21 protein-coding genes are annotated in these 22,755 nt (G+C 68.0%); 10 read left to right on the forward strand and 11 right to left on the reverse strand.

Going from position 1 to position 22,755, the window contains the following annotated elements; all coding sequences use genetic code 11:
- Window positions 1–60: 60 nt before the first annotated feature.
- A complete protein-coding gene (locus AAY78_RS16745; RefSeq protein ID WP_046749437.1) occupies window positions 61–2,403 on the forward strand; it encodes an arylsulfatase in 2,343 nt (780 codons plus the stop codon).
- 28 nt (window positions 2,404–2,431) lie between these two features.
- Here AAY78_RS16745 and AAY78_RS16750 read toward each other — a convergent pair whose 3' ends face one another.
- The 3 genes from AAY78_RS16750 to AAY78_RS16760 form a co-directional block, all read right to left on the reverse strand.
- On the reverse strand, window positions 2,432–5,029 hold the full coding sequence (locus tag AAY78_RS16750) for a LuxR C-terminal-related transcriptional regulator (RefSeq protein ID WP_046749438.1): 2,598 nt from the start codon (window positions 5,027–5,029) through the stop codon (window positions 2,432–2,434).
- 97 nt (window positions 5,030–5,126) lie between these two features.
- A complete protein-coding gene (locus AAY78_RS16755; protein WP_046749439.1) occupies window positions 5,127–6,104 on the reverse strand; it encodes an FUSC family protein in 978 nt (325 codons plus the stop codon).
- A gap of 11 nt (window positions 6,105–6,115) precedes the next feature.
- Window positions 6,116–7,756: a SulP family inorganic anion transporter gene (locus AAY78_RS16760; RefSeq protein ID WP_046749440.1), complete on the reverse strand. Its 1,641-nt coding sequence runs from the start codon at window positions 7,754–7,756 to the stop codon at window positions 6,116–6,118.
- Between the two features lie 180 nt (window positions 7,757–7,936).
- On the opposite strand from AAY78_RS16760, the gene AAY78_RS16765 reads away from it, so the two are divergent.
- Genes AAY78_RS16765 through AAY78_RS16775 form a run of 3 tightly spaced genes read left to right on the forward strand, consistent with a single transcriptional unit; the run spans window position 7,937 to window position 9,859 of the window.
- Window positions 7,937–8,395 carry a MarR family winged helix-turn-helix transcriptional regulator gene (locus AAY78_RS16765; protein ID WP_227750928.1) on the forward strand — a complete coding sequence of 153 codons (459 nt, stop codon included), beginning with the start codon at window positions 7,937–7,939 and terminating at the stop codon, window positions 8,393–8,395.
- A 29-nt stretch (window positions 8,396–8,424) separates the two neighbouring features.
- Window positions 8,425–9,402, forward strand: coding sequence for a zinc-binding dehydrogenase (locus tag AAY78_RS16770; protein ID WP_046749441.1), 978 nt, complete (start codon window positions 8,425–8,427; stop codon window positions 9,400–9,402).
- A 55-nt stretch (window positions 9,403–9,457) separates the two neighbouring features.
- Complete coding sequence (locus AAY78_RS16775) at window positions 9,458–9,859, forward strand: RidA family protein (RefSeq protein ID WP_046749442.1); 402 nt, start codon at window positions 9,458–9,460, stop codon at window positions 9,857–9,859.
- A 35-nt stretch (window positions 9,860–9,894) separates the two neighbouring features.
- Here the strand turns inward: AAY78_RS16775 and AAY78_RS16780 are convergent, their stop codons facing one another.
- From AAY78_RS16780 to AAY78_RS16800, 5 genes are all read right to left on the reverse strand, one after another.
- Window positions 9,895–10,968, reverse strand: coding sequence for a DNA polymerase IV (locus tag AAY78_RS16780; protein WP_046749443.1), 1,074 nt, complete (start codon window positions 10,966–10,968; stop codon window positions 9,895–9,897).
- 45 nt (window positions 10,969–11,013) lie between these two features.
- Window positions 11,014–11,406, reverse strand: coding sequence for a DUF1304 domain-containing protein (locus AAY78_RS16785; protein ID WP_046749444.1), 393 nt, complete (start codon window positions 11,404–11,406; stop codon window positions 11,014–11,016).
- Between the two features lie 67 nt (window positions 11,407–11,473).
- Entirely contained in the window at window positions 11,474–12,346 is an 873-nt protein-coding gene (locus AAY78_RS16790; protein WP_046749445.1) for a CPBP family intramembrane glutamic endopeptidase, read from the reverse strand.
- Window positions 12,343–13,068 carry a tRNA (guanosine(46)-N7)-methyltransferase TrmB gene (gene trmB, locus AAY78_RS16795; protein WP_046749446.1) on the reverse strand — a complete coding sequence of 242 codons (726 nt, stop codon included), beginning with the start codon at window positions 13,066–13,068 and terminating at the stop codon, window positions 12,343–12,345. The genes AAY78_RS16790 and trmB overlap by 4 nt, the downstream gene beginning before the upstream one ends.
- A gap of 53 nt (window positions 13,069–13,121) precedes the next feature.
- The gene (locus tag AAY78_RS16800; protein ID WP_046749447.1) at window positions 13,122–13,961 is read right to left on the reverse strand and encodes a DUF3097 domain-containing protein; all 840 of its coding nucleotides are present in this window, start codon (window positions 13,959–13,961) and stop codon (window positions 13,122–13,124) included.
- Window positions 13,962–14,083: 122 nt separating this feature from the next.
- Here AAY78_RS16800 and AAY78_RS16805 point away from each other — a divergent pair, with 122 nt between their 5' ends.
- From AAY78_RS16805 to AAY78_RS16820, 4 genes are all read left to right on the forward strand, one after another.
- Window positions 14,084–16,120 (forward strand): TPM domain-containing protein, encoded by a 2,037-nt coding sequence (locus tag AAY78_RS16805; RefSeq protein ID WP_046749448.1) that lies wholly within the window; start codon window positions 14,084–14,086, stop codon window positions 16,118–16,120.
- Window positions 16,121–16,178: 58 nt separating this feature from the next.
- Window positions 16,179–16,922 carry a PspA/IM30 family protein gene (locus AAY78_RS16810; RefSeq protein WP_046749449.1) on the forward strand — a complete coding sequence of 248 codons (744 nt, stop codon included), beginning with the start codon at window positions 16,179–16,181 and terminating at the stop codon, window positions 16,920–16,922.
- A 64-nt stretch (window positions 16,923–16,986) separates the two neighbouring features.
- Window positions 16,987–17,790: an arginase family protein gene (locus AAY78_RS16815; RefSeq protein WP_046749450.1), complete on the forward strand. Its 804-nt coding sequence runs from the start codon at window positions 16,987–16,989 to the stop codon at window positions 17,788–17,790.
- The gene (locus AAY78_RS16820; RefSeq protein ID WP_046749451.1) at window positions 17,787–18,230 is read left to right on the forward strand and encodes a hypothetical protein; all 444 of its coding nucleotides are present in this window, start codon (window positions 17,787–17,789) and stop codon (window positions 18,228–18,230) included. The genes AAY78_RS16815 and AAY78_RS16820 overlap by 4 nt, the downstream gene beginning before the upstream one ends.
- A 72-nt stretch (window positions 18,231–18,302) precedes the next feature.
- On the opposite strand, the gene AAY78_RS16825 is transcribed toward AAY78_RS16820, so the two are convergent.
- From AAY78_RS16825 to AAY78_RS16835, 3 genes are read right to left on the reverse strand one after another with little or no spacing between them, the layout of a single operon-like run.
- The gene (locus AAY78_RS16825) at window positions 18,303–18,773 is read right to left on the reverse strand and encodes an SIP domain-containing protein (RefSeq protein ID WP_046749452.1); all 471 of its coding nucleotides are present in this window, start codon (window positions 18,771–18,773) and stop codon (window positions 18,303–18,305) included.
- Between the two features lie 59 nt (window positions 18,774–18,832).
- Window positions 18,833–19,561 carry a tyrosine-protein phosphatase gene (locus AAY78_RS16830; protein WP_046749453.1) on the reverse strand — a complete coding sequence of 243 codons (729 nt, stop codon included), beginning with the start codon at window positions 19,559–19,561 and terminating at the stop codon, window positions 18,833–18,835.
- A complete protein-coding gene (locus AAY78_RS16835) occupies window positions 19,558–20,034 on the reverse strand; it encodes a carboxymuconolactone decarboxylase family protein (RefSeq protein ID WP_046749454.1) in 477 nt (158 codons plus the stop codon). Before AAY78_RS16835 ends, AAY78_RS16830 begins: the two co-directional genes overlap by 4 nt.
- Before the next feature lie 172 nt (window positions 20,035–20,206).
- On the opposite strand from AAY78_RS16835, the gene AAY78_RS16840 reads away from it, so the two are divergent.
- Together AAY78_RS16840 and AAY78_RS16845 are read left to right on the forward strand one after the other, a co-directional pair.
- The gene (locus tag AAY78_RS16840) at window positions 20,207–21,133 is read left to right on the forward strand and encodes an alpha/beta fold hydrolase (RefSeq protein WP_046749455.1); all 927 of its coding nucleotides are present in this window, start codon (window positions 20,207–20,209) and stop codon (window positions 21,131–21,133) included.
- 92 nt (window positions 21,134–21,225) lie between these two features.
- Entirely contained in the window at window positions 21,226–22,746 is a 1,521-nt protein-coding gene (locus AAY78_RS16845; protein WP_046749456.1) for an ABC transporter substrate-binding protein, read from the forward strand.
- The last annotated feature ends 9 nt before the right edge of the window (window positions 22,747–22,755 follow it).

Genomic DNA, 22,755 nt, shown 5'->3' on the forward strand with positions numbered 1-22,755 from the left:
CACCCGCCTTGACACTTTCCGGGGAGCCGCATCGTTCCACCGAGATGAAGGAGACCCACGATGGCTCGCGAATTCCAAGGCAAGATCGAACTCGACGTGCGCGATTCCGTTCCTGACTGGGACGCCTTCCGACCGCCGACCCCGCCGAGCGGCGCTCCGAACGTGCTGGTCGTCCTGTACGACGACACGGGCATGGCGGCGTGGTCGCCGTACGGCGGACGGATCAACATGCCGACGATGGACCGTCTCGCTCAGAACGGCCTCACCTACTCCCAGTGGCACACGACGGCGCTGTGCTCCCCCACCCGGTCGACGTTCCTGACCGGACGCAACCACCACCTCAACGGCTTCGCGACGATCTCCGAGTCCTCGACGGGCTTCCCCGGCTACAACTCCCACATCCCCGATTCGAACGCGACCATGGCGCACGTGCTCCGTGACGCCGGCTGGTCGACCTTCTGGGTGGGGAAGAACCACAATGTGCCGATCGACGAGTGGACTGCCGGTGCGTCGAAGAAGCACTGGCCGCTCGCTCAGGGGTATGACCGCTTCTACGGGTTCATCGGCGGAGAGACCAACAACTGGTACCCCTCGTTGGCTGAGGACAACCACTACATCGACCAGCCGTACCTGCCGGAAGACGGGTACCACCTCTCGAAGGACCTCGCCGACCAGGCCCTCACGATGATCCGCGACGTCAAGCAGACCGAGCCGGAGAAGCCCTGGTACCTGTGGTTCTGCCCCGGCGCGAACCATGCTCCGCACCACGCCCCGCAGGAGTACATCGACAAGTACAAGGGGCAGTTCGACGACGGCTACGAGGCCTATCGCGAATGGGTGCTCGCCCAGATGATCGAGAAGGGAATCCTCCCCTCCGACACCGACCTCACCGCACTGAACCCCATGCCGGAGGGGACGTTCACCCCGAGCGACGAGGTGCGCCCGTGGGACACGCTGAACGCCGAGGAGAGGGCCATGTTCTCGCGGATGGCCGAGGTCTACGCGGGTTTCAGTGAATACACGGACTCCCAGGTCGGCCGCATCGTCGACTACCTGGAGGAATCGGGGCAGCTGGAGAACACCCTCATCATCTACTGCGCCGACAACGGGGCGTCCGGCGAGGGCGGCCCCAACGGCTCGGTCAACGAGGGCAAGATCTTCGGCGGATACCCGGACGACGAGGCGGAGAACCTCCGCATGGTCGACAAGCTCGGCTCGCCGGAGACCTACAACCACTACCCCACCGGGTGGGCGGCGGCGTTCTCGACTCCATACAAGATGTTCAAGCGGTACACCTATCAGGGCGGCGTGTGCGACCCGCTGGTGATTCACTGGCCCGCCGGGATCAAGTCACGGGGAGAGGTACGCCATCAGTACCACCACTCGACCGACATCGTGCCCACGATCCTCGAGGCGTGCGGCGTGACGTTCCCCGAGACCTACAACGGCGTCGAGCAGACCCCGCTCTCGGGAGTCTCCATGGCGTACTCGTTCGATGCCGCCCCCGACGGGGCGACCGAGAAGAAGACCCAGTACTACGAGATGTTCGGCCAGCGCGGCATCTGGCACGAAGGGTGGAAGGCCGTCACGGTGCACGGTCCGGTCAGCGGCAAGGGCGACTTCGAGAACGACGAGTGGGAGCTCTACCACACCGACACCGACCGGGCCGAGGCGAACAACCTCGCCGCCGAGCACCCGGACAAGCTCGAGGAGCTCAAGGCGCTCTGGATGACCGAGGCGAAGGCCAACGACGTGCTGCCGCTGAACGATCTGCAGATCATCGGAAACGCGAAGGACTTCGAGACCTTCATGACTATGGAGTTCCACCAGCCCGCGCCCCCCTCCGGGCAGTTCATCTACTACCCCGGTACAAGCGAAGTCCCGGAGCGGTCGGCTGCGAACGTGCACGGGGTCTCCTACAAGATCGCCGCCGAGGTCGAGTTCACGCCCGACACCGAAGGAGTCATCTTCGCGCACGGCTCGCGCTTCGGCGGTCACGCCCTCGTCGTGAAGGACGGGCAGGTGCACTACGTGTACAACTTCCTCGGCATCCCCCCGGAGGACCGGGTGTCCGCGCCCGTTCCCACCTCCGGGAAGCACATCATCGGGGTGGAGTTCACGAAGGAACGCATGGGCGAGTACCGCGAGGGAATCGGGCCGGTGAAGCTCTACATCGACGACGAGGTCGTCGGTGAGAAGCAGATCCGCACGGTGCTCGGTCACTTCTCCTTGTGCGGCGAGGGCCTGACGATCGGTCGAGACAGCGCCGATCCCGTGTCGTCGCTGTACGGGTACGGTTTCGACTTCACCGGGGGCGAGATCGCGAAGGTCGTGTTCGACATCGCCGACGACGCCTACCTCGACCTCGAAGCACATCTGGCAGCAGCCATGGCACGCGACTGAGTCGCTCTCCCCGCGGCGGCTGCGTGCGCTACTCGATCCCGAGAGCGTGCGCAGCCGCCGTCACGCTGTCCCGGTCGGAGACGCCCAGCTTGCGGTAGATGTTGCGCACGTGCGTCTTGACCGTGTTCGGGGAGATGAACTCCTGCTCCGCGATCTCCCGGAGCGTCGCGTTGCGACTCAACGCCGCGAGCACGATGCGTTCGCGACGGGTGAGCTCCTCCTCGACGAGCACTCCTGCAGCGGTGAGACGTTCGCGGACGCGATCCGCGAAGCGACCGCGTGATCCCGGAGTCGCGCGCGCGGCGAGAAGGCGCGCGACGACCGGCCCGGCGTCGGCGAATCGTCGGATGTGCTCCTCCGGTTCGGCCAGGGCGAGCGCGAACGACAGCGACACCTGCGCCTGATCGGGACAGCCGGCCTGCACTTCGATACAGGCAGCGACCAGCCAGGCGTCGATCATCGACGCAGGGAGAAGGCACGGCGCCACCCCTTCCAGCACCGGAGCGAGAGCGGCCCGCGCCGGCTCGAACGCCTGATCGTGCAGCGCGGCGATCGCGCGGAGCACGGCCACCTCGCCGACCTCGCCGAGAGCGTCTCCGACGTCGTGGATGAAGCGGTCTCTGAGGGCGTACTCTCCGAGCGCGTTGAAGGCGCGGATCGCGAAAGCGCTCGTCATCGCATACCAGTGCACAGGCAGCGGCATGTCGTCGCGCGGTGCGAGGTTCTCGAGGAGAGCGAGAGCCGCCGCGTGCGCGTCGATGGCGCCATCGACGTTCAGCAGGGCGATCAGGCCGCGCAGACCCCGTGCGATCGCCGGCTCCGTTCCGGACTCGATGATCCCGGTCGCCGTACGCAGCGTCTCATCCACATCCCCGACGAGCATCTGCTCGAAAGGCACCCAGTACCGCCACACCCGCGTGACCTCGTAGAAGGAGTCCGCAGGCATGCCGAGCGCGCGCCAGCGCTCATCCAGCAGCGCGCCGGAACGCAGCACCTCTCGCATCCGTCCTCGGAAGAGATCGGCGGTGTTCAGGATCGCGGCCGCCTGCAGCTCCGCCGCGGCAGTGCCCGCGGCGTGAGCGTGGTCCCCCGCGAGCCGGGCGAACCGGTCGGCATCGTTCAACGCCCCCGTATACAGCTCTGCCATGGCAGCCTGCAGGAATACATAGGTGTCGAGCTGCGACTCCCCCGACACCTCGTAGAGACCCGGCTCCAGCCGGTCGAGCGTTTCCGAGAGGCCCCCGCGACGCACGGCTGTGTGCAGCTCCAGGCCCTTTCGCCATTGACGGACCGCAACGGAAGCCTCAAGGTCCGAGTCCGACTCGAGCAGCGCCGCAGCGCGGGCCGCGTCTCCCTGTGTGAGCTCGGCGGACGCCGTCAGCATCCGCATGGCAGGCTCCGCGAGCACAGGTCGAGGAAGACGCGCGATCGCTGCGACCACCTCAGCCACATAACCCATGAGGATCAGCTGCAGCCCACTGCGACGGAGGATCCGTGAGGTCGAGCAGTCGTCGCCGCTCCGCGCGGCGTGGAACATGGCGCGCTCGTGCTCCTGCTCGGCCGCGAACCACTCCGCCGTCACGCTCTCGAGCTCCTCGACGGCCGCCTCTCCTCTGTCCTTCAGGCGGGCATAGAGGAACTCCCGCAACAGCGGATGGTAGTGATACCAGACCGGTTCTTGACCGCTACGACTGATCAGCACGTTGAGTCGCATGAGCTGTTCGATCAGCGGTTCGGCCGGCATTCCTGCTGTCAACTGCGAGGCTAGAGCCGGCGTGAACGACTCGGGCACCGAGGTGAGAACGAGGAACTCACTGAGGCTTTCGTCGAGATCGGCGAAGACCTCCTCGGCGAAGTAGTCGGTCACCGTCGGAGAGTCACCGCGCAGCGGGAGGACCGTGGCGAACGAATCATGCAGCGCCGCCAGCTCCAGCAGCCGGAGTCCCGTGGCCCACCCCTCGGTACGCAACAGCACGGTGGTGATCTCGCCCTGCGAAAGGCGCATCCCCCTCGCGCGGAAGAACGCTCGCACCTCCGCCGGTGTGAATGCCAGGTCACGGCTTCCGAGTTCCAGTGCCATGCCGACGATACGTCGACGCGCAAGAGGCAGACGCCGGGTTCCGCGTCCGGAGACCACGACGTGGGCGGTACCCGGCACTGCGCTCAGGAACGCCGACAGCATCTCGGCGAGTGACCCGGTCTCGATGAGGTGCACATCGTCGATGATCACGACTACCCGACGGCCCGCGGTGCGGAGGGTCCGGGCCAGATCTCGCGCCCTCTCCGTCGACCACGGCCCGGTGAGGCGGTCGAGTGCCTCGCGCAGCGAGGGGTCTTCGATGCTCCGAAGAGCAGACTGCAGGGGCTCGAGGTCCCGGTGCCAGCGCTGGAGCGAGAGCCACACCACACGCGATCGATCGTCGTCCGAGGAGGTAATCGAATGCGCCCACTGGGTGAGCAGCCGTGTCTTGCCCGACCCCGCGGGGGCCGACAGGACGGTGAGTGTCCAGGGCTCGTCCAACGCGGCGGAGAGTCGTGACAGCAGTCGGGCTCTGGGGATGTCACCGGGGCCTGCGGGAAGCGGAGGGATCCACGCTGAATCGACGTCTGGCTGTTCTTCGACCATCAAGAGCCCCCGGTGAAATGTTAGATACTACGCCCTCCCCTCCTCGAAGTATCCCACCATGGGAGCGCGCACATCAAGCAACTTTCGTCCAGAACCCTCATCGGGCGACCGAGCTTCGCAGCCGGATGAAGCCGACCACCGAGGGCAGCACGGCACCGAACAGCAGAGCGAGCCCCACCCCGAGAAGCGTCTCCACCGCGCGTTCCGCGAATCGAGCCCCCGGAGGCTCCGGCGAGGTGGACATGATGAGGGTCAGGGCGAGGAACGTGGTGAAGCCGGGAACGACGTACCACCGGCTCTCCTGGATGGCGCATGTCGATCCGATGACAGCCCCGACCACGAGCCCGGTCACGAGACCTCCCGGAGCCAGGACAGCCAGGCCCGCGGCCGCGAACGCTCCGACGAGCACCGATGCCGCGCGCCCGATGCTGCGCGAGATCAGCTGCCCCCTGACCGGACGCATGACGAGGAGCACCGCGCCCGTCGCCCACCCCACGTGCTCGAGATCGAGAACGAAGCCGATGGTGGCGGCGAGCGCCGCAGCAATGCCGAGGAGGATCCCGTAGACCAGGAGGGCTCGCCCCCGAGGTACAGGACTGGCGGCACGCGCCCGCTCTTCACGCTCGGGCAAGAGCAGGGAGACCATCCACGCGTACACGGAGCCGGCGACGATGCAGGCGGCGAATCCCCCTGTGGCCGAGGACCAGGAGAAGCTCAGCCCGATCCCGGTCATCGGCAGCACCAGAACGAGGATCAACTGCCCGAGCCGACCTCGCGGGGCATTGAGACTCGCGACGATCGCGAGCCCGAGCACGGCGAGCACGGCGACCACGGGCCACTCCGCCAGCAGCGCCCCGAGAAGCAGACCGAGGGCGCTGAGCGTGCCGACGACGGGGATGATGGCGCGGGCTCTCCTGCGTGGGGGGAGACCGAAGGCGGCGGCGGGTATCACGCCGATCCCGAGCGCGACACCGAGCGTCGGATGGAAGGGGGCGACGAGCATCGCCGGCGCGGCGAACAGCAGACCCAGACCGAACCGCGACCATCGCCAGCTCAGCCCGGCATCCTCACTCATGCATCTCTCCCTCAGCTCCGTCTGCCGGCTTCCCGAGCCGCTGCCGCGACGCCGTCGCTCACCGATGCGTGCACGCGACCGTGCGATTCCAGTCCGAGGAACCAGGGTGTGCGGCGAGCGACAGCGGCTGCCCGCTCGGGAAGCGCGGCGATGTGCAGCACGGTGCCGCGCTGAGCGAGCTCTCCGTCGAGGTTCTCCAGAGCGTCAAGGACGGTGATCGTCATCACCTCCTGCTGCTTCAGACCCAGGACGAGCATGCGGACCGGCTGCTCCTCAGCCTCGACCAGGGCGAGGATCTGCTTCTCGTTGGCCATCGCGTTCGCCGTGTAGAGGCCCCGTTCGAGACGGAGCCCCAGAGCGTCGCCGATGCGAGCGTCGACCGTCACTTTCGGCACATTGAGCTCGCGGAGCACCAGGATCAAGGTCACGACCACACCGACCGCCACGGCCGGGAGAAGGCCGGCGGTGAGCCCGAGGATCGCGACCGCGAGCGCGATCCAGAAATCCACCGGACTGATCCGCGCCCACCGCACGAGCTCGGGGATGTTGATGAGCCCGGCGACGGCCACGAACACCATCGCGGCCAGCGTCGCCTCGGGGAGCAGACTGAGAACGGGTCCCAGGAAGAGCGCGACCAGCACGGCGAGCACCACGGTGACCAGGGTCGCCGCCTGGGAGCGCGCCCCCGCACTCTGATTGACCGCGCTCTGCGAGAAGCCTCCCGCGGCTGGCATCGTGCCGAAGAATGCGCCGACCGTGTTCGCCGCGCCGGTCGCGAACAGCTCCTGGTCGCTGTCGATCTGAGGTTCGCTCGCCGCCCGCAGGCTGCGGGCGACGGCCGCGGACTCCAAGAACGCCATCACGGCGATAGCGAGGGCGCCGGGCACGAGGACGACCGTCTGCGAGAAGTCGGGCACACCCGGAACGGGGAGCCCGCTCGGCACCGGGGCGATGAGGTCGACGCCGTAGCGATCCAGACCAGCGAGGGCGACCAGGAGGATCCCGGCGACCACCACGACGAGTGCGCCCGGCACACGCGGGGCGAACCGCTTGAGCACGACGATCACGAGGATCGAGCCGGCAGACAGCGCGACCGTCGGCCAGTTCACGCTGTCGAAGGCCTGTGCCACTGCACCGAGCGACTTGAGGAATCCATGACCGGAGAAGTTGTAGCTCTCGCCCAGCAGCTTCGGCAGCTGTCCGACGGCGACCGTCGCGCCGACACCGATCTTCAAGCCGAGAACAGTGGCTCCGCTGATGTTCTCCACGAGCGAGCCGAGGCGACAGAGTCTGGCGATCAACAGGATCACTCCCACGAGCAGCGTGAGCATCGTCAGAGAGCCGATCGCGTCGTCCGATCCCGCGGCGACTCCCGCGGACACCAGGGTCGTCGCGGTGAGGGTCGCGATCGTCGAGGTCGTCGACACACTCATGGCGCGGCTTCCACCGAGGAACGCGTAGACCAGCATCGGCAGGATGCACGTGTAGAGCCCGACCTGCACCGGAAGATTGGCGATCGTCGCGTAGGCCATGCCCTGCGGGATCACGACGGCACCAGCGGACAGACCCGCGACGACGTCACGGACCACCCACTCCCGGCGGTAGCCCTCGACCGTGCTGAACAGCCATGGCGGTCTTCTCGTCGCGGTCATCCGCTTCTCCGTCCTCCGGTCGTCAGAAGCGTACTGCGGGGGCATGCGGGGATCGAGTGATCGCACGATCGGCTCACCCTGGTGAACTCCACCGGGAATCGGTGCGCGTGCTGGCGCGGGCCGAGTATCGCCCGACGAGTTGTGCACAATTGAATGACGTGCAATGCTATCTTGGTGCCGATGACCGATGAGATGCTCTGCTTCTCCCTGTACTCCGCCGCGCGTGCCACCACGCAGGCATACCGGACGCTGCTCGCCCCCTGGGGTCTGACGTATCCGCAGTATCTGGTGCTCGCCGCACTCTGGCTCGACGGCGAGCAGACGATCGGGTCGCTGGGGGCGGTGATGCGCCTGGACTCCGGCACGCTCTCCCCCCTCGTCCGGCGACTCGAGCAGGCCGGACTCGTGACCAGGACACGCGGCCGCGACGACGAGCGTGTGGTGACGGTGACCCTCACCGACAAGGGCCAGGACCTGCGGGCCGAGGTGGCCCCCATCCACACCACCATCGCGTCGATCTCCGGGCTCCAGGACGAGGAGCATCGCCGTCAGCTCATCGCCGAACTGCACGACATCACCGACCGCCTTCAGAAGACCACGAAAGATCTCGCCGACGCCCACCAGAGCGACCGGCCCTGATCGACACCCCGAGAGAGAACGGAATCGCCATGCGCGCACTCATCCACCCCACCTTCGGCACTCCGGAGGAAGTCCTCCGAGTCGAAGATCGACCTCTTCCGGAGCCCGGCGAAGGCCAGGTCCGTCTGCGGATCGTGCTCTCCCCCATCCACAACCACGACCTGTGGACCGTTCGCGGCACATACGGCTTCAAGCCGGAGCTCCCCGCCGCGTCGGGGACCGAGGCCCTCGGCGTCGTCGACGCGCTCGGTGCCGGAGTCGAGCACCTCGAGGTGGGCCAGCGCGTCGCCACCGGCGGAACCTTCGGCGCCTGGGCCGAGTACATCGTGACGAATGCCGCCGGACTGATCCCGATCCCGGACGGCCTTCCTGACGAGACGGCGGCTCAGCTGGTCTCGATGCCCTTCAGCGCGATCACGCTGCTGGACTTCCTCGATGTGCAGGCCGGCGGCTGGATCGTGCAGAACGCCGCGAACGGAGCTGTCGGACGCATGCTCGCTCAGCTCGGCTCAGCGCGCGGAGTGAACGTGCTCGGGCTGGTGCGTCGGACAGCGGGGGTCGACGAGCTCCGCGCACAGGGCATCGACAGGATCGTCGCGACCGATCAGCCCGATTGGAAGGAGCAGGTCGAGGCGATCACCGGAGGTGCGCCGATCACCGCCGGCGTCGATTCCGTCGGTGGTGCATCCGCCGGCCAGGTTCTCTCGCTGCTCGCGGAAGGCGGCACGTTGGTCGCGTTCGGAGCGATGGACTCCCCCACCATGGAGATCGCCTCCTCCGACGTGATCTTCAAGCAGGCCACAGTGAAGGGCTTCTGGGGCAGCAAGGTGATCCCGAGCCTCGATCAGGCCACCCGTAGCGCACTGTTCGGTGAGCTGTTCCAGCGTCTCGCCGACGGCAGCCTGACGTTGCCCGTGGCCGGCATCTTCGACGCCGCCGACATCAGCGCGGCCGTGCGTGCGAGCGACACCCCGGGTCGCGTCGGCAAGGTGCTGCTGCGCTTCTGAGCTGCACGCCGACGAGGGACTTCCGGATGTCGGCGCCCCGGTGCAGAGTGTGGCCATGGAGATCACACTCGGACAGCCCGATGGGCTCGTCGTCAGTCCTGCATTCAGCCATGTGGCCGTCGTCCCGCCAGGGGCGACGACAGTGTACGTCGGCGGCCAGAACGGTGTCGACGTCACCGGAGCCGTCGTCTCGAGCGATGCCGGCGAGCAGTCCGCTCGCGCCGTCGAGAACGCCAGGATCGCCCTCGAGTCCGTGGGTGCAGGGCTCGAAGACGTGATCAGCTGGACGGTGCTGATCCATCAGGACGCGGACCTGCGCGCGGCGTACGGTGCGGTCGCCTCACGGCTGGCGCGGGACGGAGCCCCACCCCTCGTCACCGCGGCGCTCGTGGCGGGCCTCGGAGTCCCGGGTGCCCTGATCGAGGTGAGCGCGGTCGCGGCCGTGCTCCGCCCCTGAGCGGACGACGCTTCCCTCGATGTCCCGGTGCGGGGTCAGATCCTTCCCCGCACGGGTGTGCGCTCGACGCCATCATCCTCCGGCGCCGTCATCTCCGCGCGGACTCCGAGCAGTCGCACCTCTCGCTCCGGATCGAGCGTGCCGGCCAGCGCCGCGGCAACCGCGACGAATTCCGCGCGGTCCGTGGTCGGCGCGGAGAGCTTGCGGCCGAAGGTCTTGGTCTCGAACGGGGCATATCGCACCTTGAGGTGCACGCGGACGACCGGCCGCCCCTCCACCGCGCAGTCGTCGAACGCGTGGGCGGCGAGATCGCGGATCGCCGCATCGACCTGCTCCGGCGTCGTGAGGTTCTCCTGGTACGTCGTCTCCCGGCTGTGGCTTCGCGCAACCCACGGCGTGTCGTCGACGCTGCTCGGGCCGATCCCTGAACCCAGCCCGTGATACCAGACGCCCATCCGCGGTCCGAACTCGGTCACGAGGGTCTGCTCGTCCGCCTCGGCGAGATCTCGCACCGTCGCGATGCCGTGGACCGCGAGACGCTTCTGCACCTTCGGCCCGACACCCCAGAGGTCGCGCGTCGGCTTGTCGCCCATCACCTCGAACCAGTTGTCCGCGGTGAGGCGGAACACACCGCGGGGCTTGCCGAACTCGGTGGCGATCTTCGCCCTGACCCTGTTGTCCCCGATCCCCACCGAGCAGTGCAGCTGTGTCGCCTCGAACACGGCTTCCTGCGCGGACGAGGCCACACCTTCGGGAGAGTCCGTCTGCACCCCGAGGAAGCACTCGTCCCATCCCACCACTTCGAGCACCACGTCCGGCAGCGCACGGAGAGCAGCCATGACCTCGTCGGATGCCCGTGCGTAGGCGTCCCGATCGACCGGGAGGAACACGGCATCGTCCGGCGCCTTCCGCGCCGCGATCTTCAACGGCATGCCCGAGCCGATCCCGAACGCACGGGCTTCGTAGGAAGCGGTCGACACCACCGCCCGCTCGGTCGGATCGCCGCGTCCGCCCACGATCACCGGGCGACCGGCCAGCTCCGGTCTGCGCAGCACCTCCACCGCGGCGATGAACTGATCCATGTCCACGTGCAGCACCCAATCGGCCATGCAACGAGTGTGACCGGTGCCGACGTGGATGTCACCCCTCGATCGTCACCGGATCGCGAGGCCGATCGCGGTGACCACGACAGCGAACAACGGCAGGGTTCCCTGCATCGCCGCAGCACGCACCTTGGTCCGATCGGAGAGCACGAGCACGAGCGCGGCGGCGAGCATCATCCCGGTTCCGGCGAAGACGAGGGTGAGACCCGCCGTCTCGGCTCCGACGATCACGAGGCCGATGCCGAGCAGGGCCGTCAGTGCGAGGAAGAGGTTGTAGAAGCCCTGGTTGAAGGCCAGCTGCTTCATCGTGACCGCGTCCGCCTCGCTGGGGACGCCGAAGATCTTCCTCGTCTCCGGCTCGGTCCACCGCAGCGACTCGAGCGCGAAGATGAAGACGTGGAAGGCCGCAGCTGCGGCGGCGAGGACGAGACCGACGATGAGCATGGGCTGATTCTTCCGTTCCCGGGGGCCGGGAGCAAGCCGACAGCACCGGCGCGCACGAACCTCCTCGTCACAGGAGGAAGATCGGAAGAAGTCCCGGGTTGTGTGCGTGTACCAGCACGGCGAACACCACAGCATCGAAGAGCAGGTGCACCGTCACGACATAGGCCAGCGAGTGCGTCCGCACGAAGATGTACCCCTGCAGCAGGGCGAACGGGATCGTCAACAGGGGTCCCCACTCTCGGTAGCCCAGCTCCCACAGGAAGGAGACGAAAACGATGGCCTGCAGGACGTTGGCGAGCAGGTCGGGAAAGTGTCGGCGCAGCAGGGCGAACACGGTGCAGATGAAGAACAGCTCGTCCCAGATGCCCACGGCGCCGACCCCGACGAAGAGACGGGCGATGAGGTCAGGAGTGTCCACGACCGGCCAGTTCTGGTACACCCCGCTGGTGATGAAGTAGAAGGGCAGGATCAGCCAACCCAGCAGGAGCACCGCCACGAGCCACCCCCATTGCAGCCGTCCCCAGCGCTTGTGTGTGCGCCAGGGGAAGCCGATGGCACGGTCTCGATAGACGAACCTCGAGATCAGGTAGGGCACCGCCACCGCGCCGCCCAGGGCGAGCGTGAACCGCAGCATCGCGAGGTTGTCGAGTTCCGCTGCCAGCGGGATGATGCTCACGATCAGCATGCCGATCGCGATCAGCGAGAGATCGCGGGTGAGCGAAGGACGGCGTGGGCTCCCGGCTGGATCCGCACCCCGCTCACCGCCGCGACGTTCGACGACACGGCGTTCGAGGAGACCGGCGACTGCGATGCCGGCGGCGAGGAGCGTCCAGCCCAGCCACGGGATCTCCAGCACGAAGAATGCCGGAGCAGCGGCGCACACGAGGAGCGCGGGAAGGAGCCCCGTCCGCGACGCCGTGTCGCGCCGCGTGTCGGTCACGCGCGGGTCCTGCGCCGGTACACGAGATCGCGGATATCCCGTCCCTTCGCGATGCCCTTGCGCTCGAACGCGGTCATGACGCGACCGTCGAAGCGTTCGGCCCACTCCCCCTCGAACGCACGCTCGAACAGCGGATCCGCGTCGAGCACATCGCGCATCTGCAGGGCGTAGTCCTCCCAGTCGGTCGCGAGCCTCAGCAGGCCGCCGTCACGGAGCGCTCGCGCTGCGGCGTCGCCGAATCCCGGTCTCACCAGGCGTCGCTTGGTGTGCTTCTTCTTGTGCCAGGGGTCAGGGAAGAAGATCCACACCTCGCGTGCTGCCGCCTCAGGGAGGAACGATGAGAGGACCTCCGGCGCATTCGCCTCGACGACGCGCAGGTTGCGTGCGCCCTCCCTGTCGGCGTCGAGCATGGTCCTGGCGAGGCCGGCGCGGAACACCTCGACGGCGAGGAAGTCGTCCTCGGGGCGCGACGAGGCCGCGGCCACGATCGCGTGGCCTTGGCCCGATCCGACCTCCACGTAGAGGTCAGCGGTGCGCCCATACTCGGTCGCAGGATCGAGGCGCGCCTCGGGGTGCACGGAGGTCCAGGCGACGTCACGCGGAACGTCGAGCAGATAGTGCGGGCCGAGCTCGGCGAAGGCGCGCTCCTGCGCGTCGGACATCCGGCCGCTGCGGCGCACGAACGACACCGGCTCGTCTCGGAAGGTACGGGGTTCGGGCATGTTTCCAGGGTAGCCGTCGACGTCCGTCGCTCCGGCGTCCCCGATTCCCGGGCTCAGGCCGTCGGCGCGGTGACGAAGTCGATGAGCTCCTCCACACGGCCCAGCAGCGCCGGTTCCAGGTCCCGGTAGGTCGTGACCTTGGAGAGGATGTGCTGCCACGCGCGCGCGATGTCGGCCTGCGTCTCGTGCGGCCAGCCGAAGGCACGGCAGATGCCGACCTTCCACTCGATGCCGCGCGGGATCTCCGGCCACTTCGCGATGCCGAGGGCCCGAGGCGTCACACACTGCCAGACATCGACGAACGGGTGGCCGACGATGCGCAGATGGCGTCCGTGCGGGCCCCGGGCGACCGCGTCGGCGATGCGCGATTCCTTCGAGCCAGGGACGAGGTGGTCGACGAGCACGCCGTACCGCCGAGTCGCGCTGGGTGGCTCTGCGGCCAGCAGGTCGTCGAGCAGGTCGACGCCCTGGAGGAACTCGACGACGACGCCCTCGACCCGCAGGTCGGCACCCCACACCTTCTCGACGAGTTCGGCATCGTGCTTGCCCTCGACGAGGATTCGGCTGGGCAGAGCGACGCGGGCGCGCTGATCGGCCACCACGAACGATCCGGATGCCGTGCGCCGCCGCCCTTGATCGGCAGCAACGGGCACGATCAGCCTCACGGGTGCGCCGTCGATGAGGAACCCTCCGCCGAGGGGGAACAACCGCCGACGGCCCACGCGGTCCTCCAACTCGACGTTGCCGCCCTGGACACGTGTGACCGCACCGCAGAAGCCGTCGTCGGCGACCTCGACCACGAGATCCGGCTCGGCCGCGACCTGGGGCACCTTCTTCGCGCCGCGCTCGCGCCAGCCCGCCGCGAGCACATCGGAACCGTAGATGTCGTCCATGCCTTCCAGCGTATGTGCCTCCGCTGAGGGCGAACGGCGAACCCGTGTCGAGTGCTGTCGCGTGTCGGGCCCAGTGCATAGACTCGTGGCATGGGGCTCGGCTGCCGGTCGGAGGGAACACGATGACGAAACGGTGGCTCACGCTGGCCGCACTCGCTCTCGCCGTTGTCGCCGGTGCGTTCAGCACCTCCGCAGCATCCGCGACCGATCCCGTCACGCTCGATGCCGGATACGTCACCGACCAGGCCGGAGTGCTCAGTGCCGACGAAGAGGCGACGGTGGAGGCCCGGCTCCAGGAGCTGACGGACAATTCGAGCGCCGATCTGTTCGTCGTGCTCGTCGACGACTTCACGAACCCATCCGACAACGTGCAGTGGGCCGACACGGTCGCGCAGAACAACAACCTCGGCACCGAACAGTACCTCCTGGCGATCGCGGTCGACGGGCGCAGCTACTACATCTCCGCTGCCCCCGACGGCCCGGTGAGCTTCGGCCAGCTCGACAGCATCGAGGACAAGATGGTCCCCTTCGCCGCGGACGGCGATTGGGTCGGCGCCATCACTCTCGCCGCCGACGAGATCCAGGGCGACGGGGGCGCCGGCGCGCTCCGCATCGGGCTGATCGTCGTCGCCGTCGTCGTCGCCGCGCTGCTCGTGTGGCTCGTCGTGGCACTGGTGCGCGGAGCCCGCCGGCGGGCGGAGATCCGCGAGCGAGGCGCCATGCCGGAGACGCCGGACCCCGCCGACCCCTTCTCCACTCTCACCGACCAGCAGGTCGAGACGCAGGCAGGACTCGCGCTCGTGCAGGCGGACGATGCCATCACCTCGAGCAAGGAGGAGCTCGGCTTCGCCGTCGCGCAGTTCGGCGATGCAGCCACCGAGGAGTTCACTCGGGTCGTCGATGCGGCGAAGGCGAAGATCTCCGAGGCTTTCGATCTGAAGCAGAAACTCGACGACGAGATCGAGGATTCGATCCACGACCGCCGCGCGTGGCACATACGCATCATCCGGATCGCCGACGAGATCGACGACATCCTGGACGACAACACTGCGGCGTTCGACGAGCTCCGAAAGCTCGAGCAGAACGCCCCGCAAGAGCTCGAGCGCGTCCGCGGTGAGCGCGCGGCGCTCGACGCCGCCCTCGCCTCTGCGGAGCCTGCCCTCGACGCGCTGTCCGCCACCTATGCCCCTGCGGCTCTCGCCACGGTCGCGGACAACCCCGTGCAGGCACGCGAACGGGCCGACCTCGCGGATCGGTCGATCGCGGCGGCGGCGCAGGCCATCGCAGCCGGACGTTCAGGCGAGGCCGCGTTCGCGATCCGCACCGCCGAGCAGTCCGTCGCACAGGCCGCCCAGTTCGTCCAGGCGGTGACGGCGCTGGGAGCGGAGCTGTCGACGCTCGAAGCTCAATCTCGTGCCCTCATCGCCGAACTGCAGAGCGACCTCGCGGCCGGGCAGCAGCTGCCCGACCCCTCGGGTGCCATCGCCGCTGCGGCTTCCGCCACGGCCCAGCAGCTCGGGGCGGCGCAGACCGATCTGAGCGGTACCGCCCGCGATCCACAGCGAGTGCTCGAGGCTCTCACCGCCGCGAACACGCAGATCGACGCCGCGATCGCACAGGGCAGGGAGAGCGTCGAACGTGCCCGCCGGGTGCAGCAGCTGCTCGAGCAGACTCTCACGCAGGCGAACTCCGAGATCCGCGCGGCTCGGGACTTCATCGAGACCCGTCGAGGGACGGTGGGCTCCACCGCGCGCACCCGCCTCGCGAACGCGGAGGCGAGCCTGTCGCAGGCGCTGAATCTGCGGGCAACCGACCCCGATGCCGCGCTCGCGGAGGCGAACCGTGCGCTCGCTCTGGCGACGCAGGCCACGTCGGCCGCGCGGTCGGACGTGCAGGCGTACACCCCTTCCGGCTACGACCAGGGCGGCTTCGGCGGCCCGTTCGGCGGGTCCGGATCCTCGTCGGGCGGCTCAGGACTCGGCGGCGACATCCTCGGAGGCATCATCGGTGGGCTACTCGCCGGCGGTGGCGGCGGCTCTTCCCGTCGAGGAAGCAGCAGCGGATGGCGCTCCTCCGGCGGCGGCTTCCGGAGCTCCGGTTTCGGAGGCGGCTCCCGCAGCAGCGGCCGCAGCGGCCGATCAGGAGGTAGACGCTTCTGATCCCCCACACAGACATGTACGACAAGCTCTCGAAGACGCCCTCTGAAAGGAACCACGCATGACCAAGCAGTCCATCTTCGGACGTATCTCGACCCTCGTCCGCGCGAACATCAACTCCTTGCTGGACTCTGCGGAAGACCCGCAGAAGATGATCGACCAGCTCGTTCGCGACTACACGAACAGCATCGCCGACGCCGAGTCCGCGATCGCCGAGACCATCGGCAACCTGCGCCTGCTCGAGCGCGACCACGAGGAAGACGTCCAGGCATCGACCGAGTGGGGCAACAAGGCTCTCGCCGCCAGCCGCAAGGCCGACGAGATGCGCGCGAGCGGCAACACGGCCGACGCGGACAAGTTCGACAACCTCGCCAAGATCGCTCTGCAGCGTCAGATCAGCGCCGAGCGCGAGGCCACCGGCGCCGAGCCGCAGATCGCGGCGCAGACCGAGATCGTGGACAAGCTCAAGAGCGGCTTGAACGGCATGAAGGACAAGCTGGTCGAGCTCAAGAACAAGCGCAGCGAACTCCTCGCCCGCGCCAAGGTCGCCGAGGCGCAGACCCGCGTCCAGGACGCCGTGGGCTCGATCAACGTGCTCGACCCCACCAGCGAGCTGGGACGGTTCGAAGACAAGGTCCGCCGCCAGGAGGCCATCGCTCAGGGCAAGATCGAGCTCGCAGCGTCGAGCCTCGACGCCCAGTTCGAGAGCCTCGAGGATCTCGGCGAGCTGACCGAGGTCGAGGCACGTCTGGCCGAGCTCAAGGCCGGCGGCGGCGCTCCCCGCCAGGCCATCGAAGGCAACTGACATCACCGGGCGGATGCCTCGGCCGCGGGCCGAGGCATCCGTCCCCTCTTCTTCGGAGGCACTCATGGTGCGATTCCTCGTCATCCCGCAGTGGCAGGGCTCGCCCGCAGCGCGCGCGATGCTCCTCACGGACGGCGCTGCAGCGATCGCCGGAGATCTCCCCCGCGCGGCGACGACCGTTCTCGACGTTCCTGTCGAAGCCGGTGAATCCCTCGGCACAGGTGTACGCCGTCTGAGCGCTCTGCTGCGCACTCGTGAACTCGTGCACGGGCACATCGACTCCGACACCGTCGTGATCGGGGGCGATTGCAGCATCACCGTCGCCGCGCTCGACGCATTGCCGGGCGGAACCGACGACCTCGCCGTGGTGTGGTGCGACGCGCATGCCGACATGCACACGCCGGACACGTCCCCTTCCGGTGCCTTCTCGGGCATGGCACTGCGGGCTGTGCTCGGCGAGGGCGAGGAGCAGCTCGTGCTCTCGCCCGCGATCCCCGCCGATCGCGTGATCACCGTGGGCATGCGGAACCTCGATGACGCGGAGGTCGAGCAGCTCGCGCCTCTGACGAATCTCTCCGTCGACGACCTCGCAGATCCCGAGGCGCTGCTCGGCGCGGTCCGCGCGACCGGGGCATCACGGGTCTGGGTGCACATCGACGTCGACGTGCTCGATCCGTCCGACTTCGCCGGTGTCTCGTCGTCGGTGCCGTTCGGGCTGTCCCCCGCTGCGCTGAGCACCGCCATCCGCGCACTGCGCTCGGAAGTGCCGCTCGCTGGCGCGACCATCGCAGGTTTCGCACCGAGGTCACCGGCCGATGCCGTCGATGATCTCGGTGCACTGCTGCGACTGGTCGGAGCGGTGGCATGACGACGGCTCCTGACTGGCGACCCGCGGCGAGTGCCGCCCTGGCCCGGGGCCGGCGTCTCGACCGCCGCATCCCCTCCTTCCTGCTGCGCTCCCCGATCAGCCGCCTGGGCTACCTGTGGGGCACCGCCGTCGGCTGGCTGTGGGGCTCGCTGTGGAGCACAGGACCCGTCGAACGGCGGGCGGGCCTGTGGATCTTCCAGGGCATGCCGGCATGGACGTTCAATCGCGGCGGAGTGTGCGTCGGCGGCTGCTTCCTGACCGGAGACGTGCGACCGAGCGACGCCGTGCTCCGTCATGAGGCTGTGCACAAGGCGCAGTGGCTCCGCTACGGGTTCCTGATGCCGATCCTGTACTTCCTCGCGGGGCGTGACCCCCTGCGCAACCGCTTCGAGATCGAGGCAGGGCTCGAAGACGGCAACTACGTTCGACGGACGCGCTGACCCTACGACGGTCTCTGCACGGACGTCTCAGGCCGCGAGTGGCCGATTCGGATCAGGCGCGCGGACGCGGCGTCAGCGGTCGGCGGGCAGCAGGCCGAAACGCTCGGGGGTACGGATCAGCGTCGGCGAGACCTCGAGATGACTCGTCAGGTGCTCGACGATGTCGGCCGTGCCGAGGTAACCGCCGAGCAGTGTGACGTGGGTCTCGATCTCGTCGTCGCACATCATCTCGTCCGCCCAGGCGCAGGTCGCACGGGTGAGCGCCTGACCGGCTGCGCACGCACGGCTGCTTCCGGGAGCCCCGGAACGCTGCTCACGAGCGAGCCACGTGACCGTCATACGACCGGGAGCCTCGATGACGCCGATGTCGGCGACCGTCGGCACCTCGATGAAGATGCGCCCGGAGGCGCACAGTGGCAGCGTCGTCAGGAACACCTCGAGCTCCGTGAGGGAGTTCTCATCAGCCGTCACCAGGTGATGGGCGCGCCGACGCGCTGCGCGACGTTCGGCGCGCGTGCCGCGGGTCTCGAGCGAGGTGTTCATGGTGTCTTCATCGTACACCAAGTGAAGGCTTGCCTAACCTGGTAGCCGCTGGGCGATGATCATGCACGCTCCGGCCGCTGCTCGCGCTCGACGAGTGCGACGGCCAGGGCGTCGAGCTCATCGTCGGTCATCCCCTGCGCGCGCAGATACCCGGCAGCCGAGCCCCATCGTTCGTCGACCTGCGCGAGCAGACGGCGCATCACGGGAGCCGGCGATTGCGTCGCTAGCGCCACGGCGTGCACAGCCTCCGGGTGCTGCGTGCGCAGGTAGTCGGCGATCCACCGGGTGCGCTGAGCCGGCAGCTGAGACTCGGTGAGCGCGTAGTCGGCTATGATGGCCTCCCGATCCGCACCGACCGCGGAGAGCGCGAGGGCGACGGTCACGCCCGTCCGGTCCTTACCCACAGTGCAGTGCACCAGCGTGCGCCCGCTCGCCGCGATGATGCGGATGGCCGCGACGAGCCGTTCCCCGCTCTCTTCGAGGAGGTGGAGGTAGAGGTCGTCGAGACTGGTGTCCGCCTCGAAGAAGGAACGGACGGATCCGAGGAACAGCGGGAGGTGGGTGGTGTCCGGCCCGTCGATCTCCGTCGGCTCGGCTGCGACCTCTTCGCCGTCTCGCAGGTCGACGATGTGCGAGACACTCTCCCGCAACGCGGCGGCGCCCGCGGTGGTCGCTCCGGAGAGCTGTCCGGAGCGCAGGAGGACGCCGGAGCGGATCCGACCGCCCTCCGCCGGCATGCCTCCCACGTCGCGGACGTTGGAGACCCCTTCGACGACGAGGATCGTCATCCCGCCGCCTGCGGTCCTCGCGGGGGCACCGGGTAGCGGCCGGCGATCACGATCCTGTTGAAGGCGTTGATCGAGACGCATGCCCAGCTGAGCGCCGCGTACTCCTTCTCGGTGAAGACGCTTCCGACCTGGTCGTACACCTCGTCGGAGATCCCGTCCTCCGAGATGAACGTGAAGGCCTCGGCGAGTTCGAGAGCGGCGCGCTCCCGCTCGCTGAAGACACCGCTCTCACGCCACGTGGGGATCTGGGTCAGTGTGTCGGCGTCGACGCCCGCAGCGACCGCCCTGTCGACGTGGATCCGCGCACAGTAGGCGCAGCCGTTGAGCTGCGAGCAATGGATCATGACGAGCTCTTTGAGACGGTCGTCGATGCCGTTGGCCGCGCAGATCTGGCCCACCGTCTTCGAGAACGCGTCAAGCGCCTGGTACGCGGCCGGCTCGGTCTTGGACAGGTGCACACGCGTCTCGCTCATGACTCCATGATATTCGGCGGACGAGCGGGAAGCTCTGCCGCAGAGGAACCGGAGCTTGGATCAATATGCCCATCAAATCCAGTCCTCATGCGACATAATGCGACACGTTGCGAAATATTCTCTTGTCATACTGGTCCGGCATTTCCGACGCCGCTTCCCGAGGGCGCAGAATGTGGAGGTGGCGATCGACAACAGCGAGTTCAGCTATCTTCCCGCACAGGCCGAAGCGCTCGGCGTACCGGTTCCGCCGGTCACGCGCCTCACCCTCCCACTCGCCGACGGCCGCATCCTGAGCGCCCTGCGTTTCGGTAGCGAAGCACCGCGTGTGACGCTGCTCCACGGCGCCGGCCTGAACGCACACACCTGGGACACCACCGCCCTCGCCCTGCAGCAGCCGCTGCTCGCGATTGATCTCGCCGGACACGGCGACTCCTCCTGGCGGGACGACGTCGACTACACGCCGCGCACACTCGCTCGTGACGTGGCCGCAGCGCTCGACGCCTGGGTGGAAGGGCCGCAGGTCGTGGTCGGGCAGTCCCTCGGCGGACTCACCGGCGCTGCTCTGGCAGCAGCGCGACCGGATCTGGTGTCCGAGCTCATCGTGGTCGACATCACTCCCGGCATCGATGTGAGTGCCGGCCCGGCGGCGTTGCGCGAGTTCTACGCGGGCCCGACCGACTTCGCGACACGCGACGAGCTCGTCGACAAGGCGATCTCACTGGGGTTCGGGGGCTCCCGACCCGAGACAGAGCGCGGTGTCTTCCTGAACACGCGAGTGCGCGAGGACGGGCGGGTGGAGTGGAAGCACCACTTCGCACACCTCGCCGCCCAGACACTCGCCGCTCACGACCCCGGGTCCCCGACCACACCGTCGGTGCTGCATGAGACGGGCTGGGATGATCTGACCGCGGTCACCGTACCGGTCACCCTGGTGCGTGCCGCACGCGGATTCGTGAGTGAAGCCGACGCCGTCGAGCTCCAGCGACGCGTCCCCGCGGCTGAGGTGGTCGTGCTCGACGCCACCCACAACGTGCAGGAGACCGCGCCGGTCGCCCTCGCCGGTCTGATCGACGCCGCCGTGCCCGCCCTCGGAATATGACGTTCCGTTCCACACCCGACCCTGACCCCTTCTCACATCTCTAGGCTCGATTCCACGGCACACAGCAGTTGCCGCACCGAGAGGAAACACCCATGTTCCGACGTACCCGACGTCTCGCGCTGATATCCGCCCTCGCGGCCACCGCCGTCATCCTCAGCGCCTGCTCCGGCACCACCGAGCCGGAGACCAGCAGCTCACCCGGTGCCCCCGACCCGAGCGCCACTCTCCACGTCGGCCTCGTCCTCGAGCCCACCAACCTCGACATCCGCCACACCAGCGGCGCCGCACTCGAGCAGATCCTGATCGACAACATCTACGAGGGCCTCGTCACGCGCACGCAGGACAACGAGATCGAGGGGCGTCTCGCCTCCGACTACGAGGTCTCCTCGGACGGGCTCACATACACCTTCACCCTCAACGACGGCGTGGTCTTCCACGACGGCACGCCGCTGACGTCGGCGGACGTCGTCTCCTCGTACGAGACCGTGCGCACGGACGCCACCGTGCAGGGCAACGCGGACTTCGCGTCGGTCACAGCGATCACGGCGCCGGACCCGACCACGGTTCAGATCACCCTGTCCGCTCCGAACCAGAACTTCCTCTTCGCGCTCACCGGCCCGGCCGGTCTCGTGTTCAAGACCGGCGACACCACCGATCTGAAGACCGCGGAGAACGGCACAGGTCCCTTCACGCTGACGCGCTGGAACAAGGGAAGCACCATCACCTTCGCGCGCAACGACGCCTACTGGGGGGATCCTGCCGGCGTCGCCCAGGTCGAGTTCCAGTACATCCCCGACTTCACCGCCGGCGTCAACGCCGCACTGGCCGGCGACGTCGACGTGCTCACGGCCGTCGACCCGAACCTCGCGCCTCAGCTCGAAGACTCCGGGGACTTCACCCTCACCACGGGGCGCACCACCGACAAGGCCACTCTCGCGTTCAACAACAAGAAGGCGCCGCTCGACGACGTGCGGGTGCGCGAAGCCCTGCGCCTCGCCATCGACCATGAGGCTCTCATCGACGCGGTCGGCGCCGGCACGGCACTGTACGGGCCCATCCCCGAACTCGACCCGGGCTACGAGGACCTGTCCGACGTGATCTCCTACGACCCGGAGAAGGCGAAGAAGCTCCTCGCTGAGGCTGGTCAGGAGGACCTCGAGCTGACCCTCACGATCCCCTCGTTCTACGGCACGACCGTGCCCAAGGTGCTGATCTCGGACTTCAAGAAGGTCGGCGTGACGCTCGAGGTGAACTCGGTCGAGTTCCCCACCTGGCTGGAGGACGTGTACACGAACCACGACTACGACCTCAGCTTCGTGCTGCACGTCGAGCCGCGCGACTTCGGCAACTTCGCCAACCCCGACTACTACTTCGGCTACGACAACGCCGAGGTGCAGGATCTGTACACGAAGGCTCTGGCCGAGGTCGACCCCGACAAGTCCGCCGACCTGCTGGCACAGGCAGCGCGCATCGTCTCGGAAGACCACGCCGCCGATTGGCTCTACAACGGAGAGACGATCACCGCCGTGAGCCCCATCGTGTCGGGCTTCCCCGAAGACTCGATCAACTCCCGCATCAACCTCACGGGCGTCACCGTCTCCGCTGAGAAGTAGCAAGCGATC

This window comes from Microbacterium sp. Ag1 (genome assembly GCF_001005635.1).
Lineage (GTDB): Bacteria > Actinomycetota > Actinomycetes > Actinomycetales > Microbacteriaceae > Microbacterium > Microbacterium oxydans.